The organism is Candidatus Frankia alpina (assembly GCF_902806485.1).
GTDB lineage: Bacteria > Actinomycetota > Actinomycetes > Frankiales > Frankiaceae > Frankia > Frankia alpina.
Genome location: NZ_CADCWT010000111.1, coordinates 1 through 14,986, shown reverse-complemented (window position 1 = coordinate 14,986; position 14,986 = coordinate 1). Strand labels below are relative to the sequence as shown.

Annotated in this window: 11 protein-coding genes and 1 pseudogene; 8 read left to right on the top strand and 4 right to left on the bottom strand. The window is 74.3% G+C overall.

Annotation, left to right across the window (positions count from 1 at the left end):
* Window positions 1-186: 186 nt before the first annotated feature.
* A complete protein-coding gene (locus G6R25_RS13450; RefSeq protein WP_163553238.1) occupies window positions 187-1,146 on the bottom strand; it encodes an NAD(P)/FAD-dependent oxidoreductase in 960 nt (319 codons plus the stop codon).
* Window positions 1,147-1,541: 395 nt separating this feature from the next.
* On the opposite strand from G6R25_RS13450, the gene G6R25_RS13445 reads away from it, so the two are divergent.
* Both G6R25_RS13445 and G6R25_RS13440 read left to right on the top strand, forming a co-directional pair.
* Window positions 1,542-2,684 carry a DUF5926 family protein gene (locus tag G6R25_RS13445; protein WP_163553237.1) on the top strand — a complete coding sequence of 381 codons (1,143 nt, stop codon included), beginning with the start codon at window positions 1,542-1,544 and terminating at the stop codon, window positions 2,682-2,684.
* Window positions 2,685-2,758: 74 nt separating this feature from the next.
* Window positions 2,759-4,009 (top strand): geranylgeranyl reductase family protein, encoded by a 1,251-nt coding sequence (locus G6R25_RS13440; RefSeq protein WP_163553236.1) that lies wholly within the window; start codon window positions 2,759-2,761, stop codon window positions 4,007-4,009.
* Window positions 4,010-4,069: 60 nt separating this feature from the next.
* Here G6R25_RS13440 and G6R25_RS13435 read toward each other — a convergent pair whose 3' ends face one another.
* Complete coding sequence (locus tag G6R25_RS13435; RefSeq protein WP_268904139.1) at window positions 4,070-6,682, bottom strand: nucleotide-binding protein; 2,613 nt, start codon at window positions 6,680-6,682, stop codon at window positions 4,070-4,072.
* Window positions 6,683-7,050: 368 nt separating this feature from the next.
* Between G6R25_RS13435 and G6R25_RS13430 the strand changes: the two genes are divergently transcribed.
* Window positions 7,051-7,812 carry a phosphatase PAP2 family protein gene (locus G6R25_RS13430; protein ID WP_163553234.1) on the top strand — a complete coding sequence of 254 codons (762 nt, stop codon included), beginning with the start codon at window positions 7,051-7,053 and terminating at the stop codon, window positions 7,810-7,812.
* Window positions 7,813-7,959: 147 nt separating this feature from the next.
* On the opposite strand, the pseudogene G6R25_RS31505 reads toward G6R25_RS13430, so the two are convergent.
* Both G6R25_RS31505 and G6R25_RS13420 read right to left on the bottom strand, forming a co-directional pair.
* Window positions 7,960-8,487, bottom strand: a pseudogene (locus G6R25_RS31505) (phosphotransferase); the annotation flags it as partial.
* A 262-nt stretch (window positions 8,488-8,749) separates the two neighbouring features.
* The gene (locus G6R25_RS13420; RefSeq protein ID WP_163553233.1) at window positions 8,750-10,234 is read right to left on the bottom strand and encodes an NsdA family TPR-like regulatory protein; all 1,485 of its coding nucleotides are present in this window, start codon (window positions 10,232-10,234) and stop codon (window positions 8,750-8,752) included.
* 778 nt (window positions 10,235-11,012) lie between these two features.
* Between G6R25_RS13420 and G6R25_RS13415 the strand changes: the two genes are divergently transcribed.
* Genes G6R25_RS13415 through G6R25_RS13395 form a run of 5 tightly spaced genes read left to right on the top strand, consistent with a single transcriptional unit; the run spans window position 11,013 to window position 14,304 of the window.
* Entirely contained in the window at window positions 11,013-11,921 is a 909-nt protein-coding gene (locus G6R25_RS13415) for a GNAT family N-acetyltransferase (RefSeq protein ID WP_163553232.1), read from the top strand.
* Between the two features lie 2 nt (window positions 11,922-11,923).
* Complete coding sequence (gene folP / locus G6R25_RS13410) at window positions 11,924-12,886, top strand: dihydropteroate synthase (protein ID WP_163553231.1); 963 nt, start codon at window positions 11,924-11,926, stop codon at window positions 12,884-12,886.
* The gene (folB, locus tag G6R25_RS13405; protein WP_235948309.1) at window positions 12,883-13,317 is read left to right on the top strand and encodes a dihydroneopterin aldolase; all 435 of its coding nucleotides are present in this window, start codon (window positions 12,883-12,885) and stop codon (window positions 13,315-13,317) included. The genes folP and folB overlap by 4 nt, the downstream gene beginning before the upstream one ends.
* Before the next feature lie 4 nt (window positions 13,318-13,321).
* Window positions 13,322-13,870 carry a 2-amino-4-hydroxy-6-hydroxymethyldihydropteridine diphosphokinase gene (folK, locus tag G6R25_RS13400; RefSeq protein WP_419469357.1) on the top strand — a complete coding sequence of 183 codons (549 nt, stop codon included), beginning with the start codon at window positions 13,322-13,324 and terminating at the stop codon, window positions 13,868-13,870.
* Window positions 13,867-14,304, top strand: coding sequence for a DUF3180 domain-containing protein (locus tag G6R25_RS13395; protein WP_163553228.1), 438 nt, complete (start codon window positions 13,867-13,869; stop codon window positions 14,302-14,304). Before folK ends, G6R25_RS13395 begins: the two co-directional genes overlap by 4 nt.
* The last annotated feature ends 682 nt before the right edge of the window (window positions 14,305-14,986 follow it).

Here is a 14,986-nt window from a genome sequence, read left to right as displayed (position 1 = left end):
TCCTGGGATACCCCGAGAACCTTTAGAGACTGCGTACAGATTCGGCGAACCACGGGTATGGAGATCTCATCGCGAGGCAATGACAGGCTAACTTTGATCTCCATGCCGGCTGGTGTACCCCCCTCGGGCAACGTCAATCGAACCTGCTAGACCAACGTTTGCGGAAGTGCGTCACACCGTCGCCGATCAGCGGAGTCGCTCGGCGAGCGCCCGGCCCAACCCGGTGCCCGAAAGCCAGGCACTTTCGATCTTCGGACGGCCCCACCCGTCGCCCGCCAGGCCGATTCGATTGTCGGACAGGTGGAACGGCTGCTCGTGCGGGCGGTCCGGCCGGGCGAACGTCCACTGCTGGACGTGCACCCACCGCGGCTGTTCCGGGATGGCGAGCAGCCGTCGCAGCGATGCGATCAGCGCGGGTCCTGCCGCCGGCGGCTCGGCCAGCCGTGGCCGGGCGAACCCGGCGGTCGAGTGCGCCACCAGGACGGGCGCGTTGTCGCCGCGACGGCGACCGTCGTCGGCGATCCACTCGATCGTGTCGTCGTCGTGGACGAAAGCGCCGTCCATCGGCGCCCAGCAGCGGTGCGACCAACCCGCGAGCAGCGCCAGCGCGGGCGACCAGGACCGGTCGGCGACTAGGGCCCGCTCCTCGGTGAAGGCCTCGTCGAGATGGCGCAGTGCCTGCGGGTCGGGCATGGCCAGCACCACCGCGTCCGCCGGCTCCCCGTCGACGAACGGGCCCGGGGTGATCCGTGCGATCGGGGCGGACTGCGCCACGCTGACCCCGGCCCGGGACGCGAGGTCCGCGACCAGCGACCGCAGCCCGCGGGGCGCGGCGTAGCGCAGCGGCCTCGGTTCGGCGGCGGTCAACGTCCCACTCGGTCCGTCGATCACCGAAATCCGCCGGGTCCACGGGCGGGCCATCCCCCGGGCCATCCAGTCGTCCACGACTTCGGCGAACTCGGGCGAGGTGACGGTGAAATAGGAAGCGCCGGAGTCCACGATCCGCGCGTCAATCCACCGCGAGGCCATCCGGCCACCGATCACCCGGCCGCGGTCCCGGACCTCCGCCGTGATTCCCTTTGCTTGCAGCGCATTGGCGCAGGCGATTCCCGCAATTCCCCCGCCGGCGACGATGACCTTTGCCACCAATTCCCCCGTTGACTCGACGTCGATGCCGGCCGGCGCGCGTCAAACCACCATTCCTCACCCCGGGACGCTGTTTTCGTTCCGATCCCGTGGCCCGACCGGGCGGCTGCGTGCGAGCCGGACGCGGCGATCATCTCCGCGCCTGCGCCAGGGTCGACCCGGCGGGCAGGCACCATCATCGTGCCTGTCATTACCATCTCTCGTGTGCGGCTGGTGTCGACCCGGCGGGATAACCCCCAGGATGGTTGGGGGTTATCCCGGAATGCCCCCGCGGGGTGCGGCCGCGGCGCCCGGCGTCCTCGCCTCGCGTGGCCCATGGCCTAGCCTTACCCCGAATCCAGCCGTACCCAGCCGATGTCCACGACCGTGCGTGACGGTCATGACCCCAGGAGCCCGTGATCGCACGTCGACCCGCATCCCAGCGTCCGGGTACCCGCCCCTCCCGCGTCGCGGCCGGTTCGCCCGCCGCCGCCCGTCGCCGTCCCGTCGAGCCGGGAGCCGACGGCGCGACCGGCGCGACTGGCGTAGTCGGGCCGCGGGAGCCCTGCCCCTGCGGCTCCGGGCGCCGCTACAAGGCGTGCCACGGCGAGCGGACCAGGCCGGCTCCGGTGCTAAGGCCCTTCCTCGGCCGCCGCGACGAGCCCGACCTGGTCGCGTTGCGTGAGTTGGTGCCGAGCGCGACCGCCCCGCTGATCCTCGCGGCCGACCACCTCGCCAAGCATCCCGAGCATGCCGACCGACGCATCACGCTCTGCACGATGCTGCCGCAGGCGGCGCCGGCGCTGGTCCGGGAGGACGGGGAGATCCTCGTCGCCATGCAGACCGCGCTGCCCGGGTTGGACGCGTCCCGCGACATCGCCGGGGCGCTGCTCGCCGCCCTCGACGCCGAACCGGGCAACGTGATGGACGCACCGGCCGCCTCGTCCCCGCGCCTGGTCGAGCAGCGGCCGGATGGGCTGGCCGGGCTGCCCCGGCTCACCGATCTGCTCGATCCCGCCCCCCTGGAGATCACTGTCCACCCCGGCTTCGGCTGGTGGCTGCCGTCATCGGACGACGACAGCGGGCCCAATCAGGAGGTGGCGGCGATGCTGGAGCGCGCCAACGCCACCGTGGTGCCCACGGTGCGGCTGTCCGCCGTGCCGGCCGCCTACTGGTGCCACCCCAGCGACAGGTGGCATCTGCGTTGGGCGCTGCCGCTGGCCGCGCCGGCCGGAACCGCCATGGACGCGCCCGCCGCCGATGCCGCCGCCGACGTCGCCCGTTCGGAGGAGGCGTTGCTGGACGCCCTCGCCCGGTTGGCCGCGGCCGAGCGGCTCACCGTCGGCCCGGGATCTCGGTTCGTCGGCTTCTTCCGAGCCGATGGCCTCGCCGTACCGGTCTGGGATCTCGCCGCGGACACCGAGGCGGAGCGTTGCGAGGAGCCGGCCGCCGCGCTGTGGCTCGCCTACCGGGCGGCACTCGCGGACCCCACGCCGCTCAACGCGCAGGAGCGCCGGGTCCGGGCCGGTCTCGTCGGCCGCAGCCTCACCCTGCGCTGACCGGGCCGGGGCCACCGAGCGGGGCCCCCACGACGAGCCGGCCGCCGTCCGGTGGAACGGGTGCAGGCGGGCCGATGGCCCGACAGGGAGGGATTGCGGTGGGCGCGATCGACACGCCGGACAGCACCTTCGACGTCATCGTCGTCGGGGCGGGCCCCGCCGGGGGCAGCGCGGCGCGGGCGGCGGCGGCCGCCGGGGCCCGTGTCTGCGTCCTTGAACGGTCGTCGATGCCGCGGTACAAGACCTGCGGCGGCGGGCTGGTGGGCCTGTCGACCGATCACGTCGGCATCGACCTGGCGGGCCTCGTCCGTGCCACGGCCAGCTCGCTGACCATGACCTGGGACGGTCGATACACGGTCAGCCGGGGCCGGCCGGATGCCCGGCCCTGGCTTGCCATGGTGATGCGGACCGACCTGGACGCCGCGCTGCTGGCCGCAGCCCAGACGGCCGGGGCGATCGTGCGCACCGGCGTGCAGGTGCTGGGCCTGCCCGAGCCGGGTGGCGACCCGGCGGACCGGCCGGCAGGCGCCGTGGCGCCCGGGGCGGACGACGGCTGGGTGACCGTGCGGGTGCGCGGTGGCGCCGAGCTGCGGGCCCGCGTCGTCATCGGGGCGGACGGCGCCTCGGGACGCTGCAGCACCCACGTCGGAGTCCGGTGCGATCAGGTCGACGTCGGCCTGGAGGGCGAGTTCGTCGTCGACGCCGCCCTCGCCGACCGGTGGGCCGGCCGCCTGCTACTCGACTGGGGCCCGGTGCCCGGCTCCTACGGCTGGCTGTTTCCCAAGGGACGGGTGCTGACCGTGGGGGTGATCGGCGACCGGGCCCAGGGCGCCGCCCTACGCGGGTACTACGAGCGGTTCGTCGAGCGGCTCGGGCTCACCGCCGCCCCGCGCCAGCACGATTCCGGCCACCTCACCCGGGTCCGGGCCGTCGACTCTCCGCTGCGCCGTGGCCGGGTCCTCGTCGCCGGGGACGCCGCCGGCCTGCTCGACCCGTGGACCCGGGAGGGCATCTCGTTCGCGCTGCGCTCGGGCCGGCTCGCCGGAGAGGCGGCCGCGGTCGGCGCCCCTGGTGCCGCCGGGTCCGTCGGTTCGGCCGCCCTGGACGCCTACCCCGACCGCGTCGAGGCGATTCTGGGCCCGGAGATGGCGGCGGGCCGGGAGGTGCTCGGCGCGTTCACCCGGCGACCGGGGGTGATGCACGCCCTTATGTCGGGCCCGGGCACCTTCGGCCTGTTCACCCGGCTCATCGAGGGTCGCACGACGGTCGCCCGCCAGCTGCGGCGCCCCGGCGTCCGGGCGGCGGTGGCGGCGCTGAGCCGCTGAGTCGGTCGTCAGCCGGACGGGTGCCCGCGCTGCGGCGGCCGGGCGTCCTGGGGCAGCCGCTCAGTGGGGCCGGCTGCCGCGCTCCTCGCCGAAGCGCTCGGCCACGGCGCCCGCGATCTCCCGATAAGCCGTTTGGGTCTCTCGCTTCAGGTCCGACAGCACGATCCGCCCGCCGTCGGCCAGGTGCGGGTCGAAGGGGACCTGCACCACCCGGCGGGTCCGCGCCTCGAAGTGACGGGCGAGGGCGTCGACGTCGACCCGTTCGCCCTGCGTCGGAAACATCGAGATCACCGTGACCGCCTCGCGGACGTGCTCGGCGTACCCGTGCGCGTCCAGCCAGTCCAGCGTGGCGCTCGCGCTGGTGCCGCCGTCCGCGGTCGCGCTGCTCACGATCACAAGCGTGTCGGCGAGCTGCAGCACCCCGTGCATGGCGCTGTGCAGGATGCCCGTTCCGCAGTCGGTCAGCAGGATCGAATAATGCCGTTGGAGCAGATCGTCCACGGCTCGGTAGTCCTCGGCGCCGAAGGTGTCGGACAGCTCCGGATCGTTGGCCGAGGCCAGCACCTCCAGCCGGGAGTCGGCCTGGGACAGGTACTTGCGGACGTCCACGTAGCGGTGCAGGCGGTGCGCATCCTCCAGCAGCTCCCGCACGGTGTGCGCGGAGGTGCGCGGCACCTTGGAGCCGAGTGTCCCGCGGTCGGGGTTGGCGTCGATCGCCACCACTCGATCGCCACGCAGGCTGGCCAGGGTCGAACCGACCGCCACGGTGGTCGTGGTCTTGCCGACCCCGCCCTTGAGGGACAGGACCGCGACGCGGTGGCAGTCCAGCAACGGGGTGCGGATCCGGGCGATCTGCCGGCGATCGCGGACCTCGTCGGGCGACGGCCCGGGGTTCACCGCGCCGGCGGACACCTGGTAGACGAGCTTGCGCCAGCCACGGGACGCCGTCTGCGGCGGCGGGGGCAGCAGCGCGCTGGTGAGCAGCCCGGCGCGGCTGCCCGCCTCGCGTGGACCCGGCTGCGCGGGGGGCGGCCGGCCCGTCCCACCCGGCCCCGCCCCCGCGGACGGGCGATCATCGGACGGGTACGGTTCGGATCCTTTTCCGTTTGCCGGCGGTCGCCGGGTGCGGTCGACACGGGCGGCGCCGTCCGGATACAGGGCATACGGATCGGCGGAGAGCGATGGCCCGTCGTCCGGGTAGGGGCCGTAGTCCTGCCGTGATCCACGGCCGAGGCGTGGCCCGCCGTCCTGGCGGGCGCTGTGGTCGACCTGGCGGTGCCCGAGGCCCTGGCGAAGCCCTTGATCCTGGACGGGCATGTCATCCCGGGAGAAGTGACGACGATCATGCAGGGGGCCGCGATCCTGCTGGGATTCGTGGTCGTTACGGGCGCCGCGGTGGCGTCCGGATCCGGTACCTCGCGCAGAGTGCTGCCGGTCGGCGTCCGAGGGGCTGCCGGACCGGCCGTCCGGGCCGTCGTCGGGGTGCGGGGCCGGTCCCGCCGGCGGTCCGAGTGGAACCCGGCTGGCGTGGCCGTCGGCCCACCGCGCACCGTCGGTGGGCGGTGGGCCGGGAAGGACGCCGCCGCGGCCGGGTGCCTCCTGCCGGATGCCCCGCTGGTGACTGCCCTCGCTTGGCCTCGGGCGGGGCGCGCCGCGGTCGATCCCAGCAGCGGGCCGGCCCTGATAGGCCCGGCCCGGGTGGGGCGGCTGGGCGGCTAGGCGGTGCTGGCGCGTCTCGTCCGGGTACAGGGCATCGGGTGCCGGGGCGCGACGGCGGGGGTCGGGGGCGAGACCGCGGCTGCCCCATCCCGCCGCGGCCGGGGGGCTCGTCGGAGCCGGCTCGTGGCGAGCCGGTGACACGGTGGGTTCGCGCAGCCAGGAAGGGACGTGCCCGTTCGGGGCAGGAGTCGGCGGCGGCCCGGCGAGTGGGCCACCGAGAGCGATCTCGCCGGTCGCCGCGCTGCCGGACGGCGGCGGGGCCGGGTACGCGGTCGAGGGGCGGTACTCGTCGAAGCGCTCGCCGTGGGCGGCGCCGGCCAGGGGCATCGGCATGGTCGACCGAGGATCGGCCGGGGCCGCCGCAGCCGCCCACCGCGGGTCCTCCGGCTGCTGCCGCGCGGCGCCGTGCGGCTGTGCCGGGGGGCCGGGCGGCGGTTGCTGTCGGGGCGCGACCACCGGGGGGCTGGACGGGAGCGGGTTCGCCGGCCAGGCGCGGGTCTCCGCCGGCGGGGTGGGCGGGCACGGCTGACCGAACGCCCTGCCCGGGGCCAGCGGGAACTGATCGAGCAGCGGGTCGAACGTGCGGGTCTCGACCGGGAGCATCCGGCCGTTGCCGCTGGTCCAGCCGGGCTCGGCGACGGGATCTGGGGCCGGGCCGGGATCGAACTGCCGGATCGACGGCCAGGTGTCGGAGGTGGGCGGCGGCGCCGCATGGTCGGCCCGTTCGGCCCGCGGAGCGTTCGTGTGGCCTCGCGGGGCAGCGTCGACCCTCCAGCCCTGGCCGACGGCGGGACCGGGGCCGGCGGCGTCCGCCGCGGGCCAGCCGGCATCGGGCTGGCCCGCGGCCGAGCCGTGGCCGGGCGACGGTGCCCGCCAGGTCTCGTTGACGACCCGCTCGGTGTCCGTCACATCGCCGACCCGGATGGCGCCGAGCTCCCGCCCGTCGCCGTTCACGGACGGGCTCCCCGGGTACCGGGGCCCCGGGCTGGATCTTCCGATCCGGGCTTTCCCTCCGCGATGTCCAAGGGTCTCCCCTCCGATCGGGCGAGCCGAGCCATGCGGCCGGGGCTGTCTGACGCCCGTGCGAGGGGGACAGCCCGCCGGCCCGCTGCGGGCGGAACCGGACCTTCCGTTGCAGGACGTGGTCTGCCGGACCGGTCCGGCAGGTTGGACCAGAATGACATGCGTTGGGGCGGACCGCACGGGCCGGCTATCCGAAATGCCGTGGCCCGCCCGTGTCGCCTGACGAACATCTGGCTCGTGCGGTTCCGTGGCCGGGCGCAGGCTGGGATAAGCCGAGCGAAATGGGCAGGGACACGACGATGCCATCGGGTACCCGTGGACTTCGCCGGGGCGCGCAGGCCGCGATCCTGGGGTTCGTGGTGCTCGCGGTCATGGTCGACGCTGCCTGGTCGCCGGTGCTGGACGACGACGCCGACGTCGCGGCGGCGCTGGGCCGGCTGGCGGCCACCACGGGATGGCTGGTGACCGCGCTGCGGTGGGTGAGCGCGGTCTTCCACCTGACGGTCTTGCGAGCGATCGCGGTGGTCGGTGCCGCCGCGCTGTGGTGGCGTTCCCGCCGCGGGGGCGTCGGCCGAGCCGATCCGGCCGCCACCCGCCTGCTGGCACTGTTCACCCTGGTGACGGTCGGTGGTGGGGGGCTGCTGGCCACGGGGTTCAAGGAGCTGATCGGGCGGGCCCGGCCGTCGTTCACCAATCCGGTGGCGCACGCTGCCGGGCTCAGTTTCCCCTCCGGGCATGCGCTTGGCGCGATGGTTGCCGCGGTCGTCTGCCTCGTCGCGGTCCGGGCCGTCACCGGTCGCCGGGCGCGATGGCCCTGGTGGGTCGGGTCGGGGGTGGTCGTCGCGGTGACCGGTTTCGCCCGGCTCGGGCTCGGAGTGCACTTCCTGTCCGACGTCCTCGGCGGCTACCTGCTCGGCGTCGGCTGGGCGTTGGGGATGGCGGCCCTGCTGCGTCCCTGGCAGCCGGGCGACTCGCAGCCGGGCGAGCGGGCTCACCGGTACGGCGACCAGCGTGCGTCGCCGTCGCGGTGGCGCAGGCTGTCGATCCGGGTCCGGAACTGAGCGGCGACGCTTCGCGCTGCTGGCCAGCACCGGCAGGACGCTGGTGACCAGTTTCAGCTCGGGCACGGCCCGCAGGACGGCGAAGCCCTCCCACGCGGTGACATCGAAGCCGTAGCCACGGGCCAGGTCACGATGAGCCTGCGGGTCATAGCCGAATCGCGCCCGGCCGACCGCGACGGGGACGAGGTCCCATTCGGCCGGGCCGACGCTCGTGGCGTCGAAGTCGAACATCAGTACCCGACCGTCCGCTGCCCGGATCAGGTTGCCCAGGTGGGCGTCGCCGTGAACGACGACGGTCGGCAGCGCGTAGCGGATGGTACCGAGCGCCGCGGCGACGTGATCGGTCATCCGTTCCAGGAATCGGCGGTCGGCGTCGGGTAACGCCTCCGCGTCGGATAATCGCCGCCGGACGTTGTCGAGGGGGTCCCAGCGGGGCAGCGGTGGCCTCGGCGGGTCGAGAGTGTGCAGGGCGTGCAGCAGGGCGGCGAGGTCCCCGGTGCGTGGCGTCGGGCCGGCGGGTGATGTCCCGGTGGGCGTCGCGTCGACCCAGATGGTCGCGACGAAGCCACCAGCCGCGATCGGAGCGGGCACGCCGGGCATGAGGCGGACGGCGGGGACGCGTCGATCGGCCAGCCAGCCGGCCACCCTGACGACCTTCGCCACCCGGTGCGTCATCGCGGCGGAGCCGGTGATGCGCACGATCGCGCCCGCGCGGGGTAATCGGTATACGGCGTTGACCGTCCGTTTGACCAGGACCGCACCCGCGTCGTCGAGGTCGGCGCGAGCGGCGATCTCGGCGACGGCGCGGCGGGTGGCCGCCGCCGTCAGACGGACCCGACCCGGCGGATCGGGGCGACCCGGCGGGCCGGGGGAATCCTGGCGAGCGGGACTGTCGTCGGCCATCGCAGCGGTCCTCCCGATCGAGGAGCGGTCCAGCTCAGACGGCCAGCCCCGGCGCGGTGACCGCACCCGGCCCGGGGCGTTGGCCGGCGGCGGAGCGTTGCCATTCCCGGACGAGCAGCGCGAGCTCCCGGACCTCGCGCACCTCGCTGTGCGGGCGGGTCGCGGCCAGCAGCTGGTCGGCGCGCCCGGAGACGGAGGCAACCGTGCGTCCCCAGGAGATTTCGATCGCCTTGGTGGCCAGGTCGCAGACCCGTTCGAGCTCCAGGCGGCCCTGGCGGGCGAGGGCGAGGGCGAGGTCCAGCCGGATCACCGAGCGGAAGCCGGGGGCGTTCATCGCGTCGAGCTTCGGCAGCGCGAGCTCGGCGTGCTCCTGCGCCGCCTGCGGCCGGCCGAGCAGGCACAGCGCGGTGGTGGCGTTGTAGGAGACCTCGACCGGGTTGAAGTTCTCGAAGCTCGGCCCCGGCCGCCCCCACTGGTCCGGGGGGATCAGATCTGCCAGGTCATAGGCCTGATCCAACGCCTGGGCGGCGCCGCGCACGTCGCCGAGGGCGGCCAGGGCGCGAGCCACCTGGCAGATGAGCCGGGCGCGCACCGGCCCGTCGCCGACATGGGTCAGTCCGTCGCGGGCGAGGCGGAGAGCTTCGTCGGGGTGGCCGGCGTAGAACTCGTTGACGGCGGCGACTTCTCGGGCGGAGCCCAGCAGCGGTCCCTCGCCGGCGAGCCCCCCGGCCTGGAAGCCGAGGGTGGTCAGCGCCCGGGCGGTCTCGATGTCACCGAGTTTGAAGGCCGCGTCGGCGCCGAGGACCGCGACCCGCCCGGTGAGCACATCGCGGCGACGGGCGTCGCCGGCCGGCATCGAGCGACGGCCGAGCCGTTCCAGCCCCCGGCGCAGTCGGGCGGTCTGAGCGAAGATATGCGCGGGCGGGGTCGCCTCGTGGGCATCGAGAAGGTCGCCGAGCATGTCGTCGGCTCGCTCCAGCGCGAGCTGGATGGGGCTGGCCGCGAGGACGTCGGAGACCTCCATGATCTGGCCCTCGGCGAGGATCGCGGTCATCATCGCCGCTCCGGCGTACCGGTGGAACTGGCGCCGGTCGGAGCCGCCGAACATCGTCAACGTCAGGGCGGCGGGGTGCGTCGAGGGCACCGCGCACGACGGGTACGGGCCGCTCGGCGACCACCCGGACCTGATCGGGCCCTCGGATCTGATCGGGCCCTCGGGCCCGAGCGGCTCCTGCGTGAACAGGGCCGAGGAGCGGGCCAGGTCCGCGAGGTCGTCCGTGGCCCAGAGCTGCTGGGCGGACGGGGCGCTGATGGGGCCGAGGTCGCACCGGTCGACTGGCGGCGGGGGCGGCTCCGGTGGGTAGTCCTCAGGATGATCGTCCGGCGGGGTGCGGGCCGGCGGGATGCTGATCGCCTCGCTCGTCGCTTGCCGGACTGGGAGAGGGCCGGATCGACCGGTCGGGCCCGTGGATCCGTGATCGGAGCCGCGACCCGGTGAAGATCCGCTCGACTGCGGCATGCCGCGCGTCCTTCCTTCCGAAAACACCACGGTCAGCGACCGTGCCGACAAGGTAGCGAGAGGCGAGGCTCGCTGCGAGGGGCGACCCGTCGGAAGCGCACGGTAAGACCACGCGACCTGGCGGTTCCGTGACCGCCGGCGGCTCCGGCGGCGGTCCGGTTCTGTTCCGATGGCCGGCGGCTCCGGCTGTCGCCTGGCGGCGACGCTGCCACCGGCCGGTTAACCCGGTCGTGTTGACCGGGTTCTACCGGTTCCTCATCTCGATACTAGAAGGGCGGCCGTGTCGGATGGTGACAATCGCGCCGTCGCAATGTGGCTTCCACCGTGGCTCTACGTGGTGTTTCTTCAAGGTTTCCGCAACTGATCTTGTTATTGTCGGCTGTTCTCGATCGCTTGGTGGGGTTGGGGCGAGACCGGTTTCGACGGCCGCGGGAGAAGGAACTCACGTCCTGACCGGACCGAACGGAGAAGGATTGTGCAGGCGCCGTCGGAATCCGCCGGCCTTGCGCGGTGGAGCCGGATCGGCCGTCGACGGCAACCGACCGTCGGTCTGCGCCAGAATGGGAACGAGGCCGCAATGGTGGCGAAATTATGACATTCGGTCATGGTTGCCGCTGCTGGGCCGGGTACGGCGGTGGTGCCGGTTCGACCGGTGCCGCCGACCATCGACGCCATCGGGTCGGTAGCCTCGGCACGATGGCGGATGCGGCCCAGCAGTACTCCCACTCCCGCAGGTCGTGCCGTGGGCGCGGACCTGCCCGGTCGACCGGGGTGCGCCATGCGAGGTGACCAGGCGGCGCCCGACCCGCCGGACTCGTTGGTCGGCCCGCGGGCCGACCTGCCCCCCGACGAGGCGTCCCTGGCCCGCGAGCTCGAGGCCGTGGCCAACCGGGCCTGGCCGCCACTGCGGCAGATCGAGATCGGCGGTTGGACCCTGCGGGCCTCCGCCGGGGCGTCCCGCCGCGGGAACTCGGTGTGGGCCCACGGCGGCGTCCCCGATGTGCGGGCCGCGCTTGCCGCGGTCAACGACTTCTACACCGCCGAGGGCCTGCCGCCGACCTTTCAGCTGACTCCCGTCGCCCGGCCGGAGCAGCTCGGCGCCGCGCTCGACGACGCCGGCTACGACGACACCGGACCCACCGACGTCTGCGTGGCGCCGCTCGGGGCGCTGGCGTCGGTGCCGCCCTCACCGTCGAGGTCCGTGCCGGCGCCGGCGTCCGTCGGGGTGGCCACGGCAGACGTGCCGGGGGATGAGTGGCTGCGGGTCGCCGGGCAGATGTTCACCGTCTTCGGCGTGCAGCGGGCCGGCACTCTCGCCGTGCTCTCGGCGCTGCGCCTGCCCACCGTCTATGTGACGCTGACCGTCGACGGTGTGCCGGCGGCGGTGGGCCGTGGCGTCGCGGATGATCGCTGGCTGGGCATCTACAGCATGGCGACGCTGCCGGCGGCCCGCGGCCGAGGCGCGGCCCGGTGGGTTGTCGCCGCACTCGCGCAATGGGCGGGGGCACGCGGCGCCACGCACGCATATCTCCAGGTTGAGGAGGTCAGCACCGTGGCCAGGGGGCTGTACACCGATCTCGGCTTCCGGCCGGTCTACCGGTATTCCTACCGCCGGGCGCCGCTGTCGGCGGTCCGGGCCGCCGCGGTCTCGCGGGGCGGCGGCCCGGCCGGAGTGGGTGTGGTGTGAGCATGTCGGTCGATGATCTTCTCGAGCCGAGTGACCTCACCAAGGTGATGGGCGTCGTCAACGTCACGCCCGACTCGTTCTCGGACGGCGGCACGTTCCTCGACCCGGTGGACGCGGTGCGGGCCGGGCTGCGGATGGTGGACGAGGGTGCCGATCTCATCGACGTCGGCGGCGAGTCGACCCGCCCGGGCGCGTCCCGGGTCGTCGCCTCGGAGGAAATGCGCCGGGTGCTGCCGGTCGTGGCCGAGCTTGCCGCGGCCGGGGTGCGGGTCAGCGTCGACACCAGCCGGGTCTCGGTGGCGGCCGCCGCCGTCGACGCGGGGGCGGTGTTGGTCAACGACGTCTCCGGTGGCTGCGACCCGAACCTGCTCGCCCTGGTCGCCGATCGCGGCGTCCACTACGTGCTCATGCACGCCCGTGGGCCCAGCGTGGACATGTCCAGCCGGGCCGTCTACGGGGACGTCGTCTCGGAGGTCATCGCCGAGCTCGAAGCGCGGCTGGAGACGGTCATCGCCGCCGGAGTTTCGGCGGACCGGGTGATTCTCGACCCCGGGATCGGCTTCGCCAAGACGGCGGCGCACAACTGGGCGCTGCTCAACAACATCGACGCGCTCGCTGCTCTCGGCCGGCCGCTGCTCGTGGGCACGTCGCGCAAGTCCTTCCTCGGCTCGGTCCTGGCCGCCGGGAGTGCCCGACCGCGGCCCAGCGACGAGCGCGACGACGCCACGCAGGCGACCACCGTGCTGCTGGCCGTCGCCGGGGTGTGGGCCGTGCGCGTGCACGCGGTGCGGCCGGCGGCCGATGCGGTGCGCGTCGTGCGGGCGTGGCGGCAGGGCGGCGCCGCGGACGTGGCGACCACCACGAGCTTGCCGGTGGTGGTGCCCGCGGGCCCCGGTCGCCGGAACCGTCCCACGGCCGCGCCCGGCTGCGCGGGAGAGCAGGAGGTGCCGTGGTCAGCCCGGTGACGGGTGGGTTGGGCGGGTCCGGGCTCGGCGACGTGCCGCTGGACCGGATCACCCTGACCGGTCTGCGGGTCCGCGGCCGTCACGGGGTGCTGGCGGCCGAACGGGAACTCGGCCAGGAGTTCGTCGTCGACGTCGTCATCTGGCTGGACGTGTCCGAGGCGGCGCGCGACGACGACGTCACGCGCACCGTCCACTACGGCGAGCTCGCCGAGGCGCTCGCCGGCATCGTCGGCGGCCCCCCGGTGGATCTGATCGAGACCCTGGCGCATCGTCTCGTCGCCGCCTGCCTGCGCGCGGATCGGGTCATGCGCGCCGAGGTGACCGTGCACAAGCCGGCCGCGCCGATCCCGCTCCCCTTCGGCGACGTCGCCGTCACCGTCACCCGGGACCGGCCCACCGACCCGGCGCCCCCCGCGCCCGATGGCCGGTGACCGGATGACCGGGGCCGCCCACGCGGTGCTGGCGCTCGGCTCCAACCTCGGCGACCGCTGGGCGCTGCTGCGGGCCGCCGTGCGCCAGCTCGACGATCTCCTCGGCGTCACGGCGTGCTCACCGGTGTACGAGACCGCCCCCGTGGGCGGTCCCCAGCAGGACGACTACCTCAACGCGATCGTGCTGGCGGCACCGGCGTCGGCGCGGGAGCTGCTGACTGCCGCGCGCGCCGTGGAGGAGCGGGCGCGGCGGACGCGAACCGTGCGGTGGGGGCCGCGCACGCTCGACGTGGATGTCATCGCCGTCGGCGCACTGCGTAGCGACGACCCGGAGATCCTCATCCCCCACCCGCGGGCGCACCTGCGGGCCTTCGTCTGCGTGCCCTGGCTGGATGTCGACCCGGAGGCGACCCTGCCGGGTCATGGCCGGGTCGCCGACCTGGTCGCCCGGATGACGGATGCCGGGGAGCTCGTCGGCCTGCGGCGGATCGCCGGGCGGCTGCGTGACTGCGCCCCGGCCGGGGAGACCGGCGAAGGCGGGGCGTCGGCGTGAAATCCACCCGGCCGCGTGACCTTGTCCTGGCTGCGGTCCTGTTCGGGATCCTCGGCTACCTGCTGCTGTGGTGGGCCTACCGGTTCATTCCGACGCTGCCCCGCACCGCGTCGCTGTCGGTGGTCGTGATCGGGGTCATCGAGCTTCAGGTCGCCACCCAGACACGGCGCCGGTTGGAGGGTCGGCCGGGCACCCGGCCGATTCTGCCGCTCACCGTCGCCCGGTTGGCGGCGCTCGCGAAGGCAAGCTCGGTCGTGGGGGCGGCGCTCGCGGGTGCCTGGGCGGGTGCGCTCGGGTACACCGCGCCGCGGACGGACGAGTTTCCGACTGCGGGCGGCGACGCGATCACCGCGGGGTTCGGCCTGGCCGCCGCGGTTGTGCTTCTCGTCGGCGGGCTGGTCCTGGAACGGGTGTGCCGGGTCAAGAAGTCATAGGGCGGACGGGCCCGGCCCGCAGCTTGTCGGCCGACGCCGTCTCCTGAATTTCCCGACTGCCGCGGTGTGCCCGCCCCCGCCCGAACGAGCGGGCCATCCCCGGTGCTCGCGGTGGGCGGATCGGGGCCGGTCACAGCCGGCGAGCTGGTCGTCGGGCGGGCTGGCGCCGGAGCTACTCTGGGGTGAATCGCCGCATGTGACCCTGATCGGTGTCAGGGTCGTCCCTATTAGGCGCACCCTGTGGCGATTGGCGAAGTTTTCGCCACCGGTCGGTGGATATCGCGGTGGCGAGACGCAGAGGCGGGAAGGTGCGGGCGGTGGTCGTTGAGGGCCGGAACCGTGATGGGTCGCGGGGTCTACCCGTCGGACGCCGTCCGGCGGGTTCCGGAGCCGGCGCCGGACGGTGATCCAGCCGGGCGCTCCCAGCCCGGCGGCGGCCGGATTGTCGCGTTCGGGACCCTGCCTGCGCGCCCGGCCGTCCCCGCGGTGCCCGAGGGAGCGGCGGTGCCCGAAGGAGCGGCGAGGGGCCGGACGAGTCAGACGTTCCGCGCCGTAGCCTTCGGTAATCCCACGGCCGGCGGCGCCGAGGTGGTGGTGGCCGATCCCGCGGACGTACGTCCGCCGGCCCCGAGGCGGCCCGATTCGCACCCGACCGGCTTTCGTGCTGACGCCCCGCCGGGGC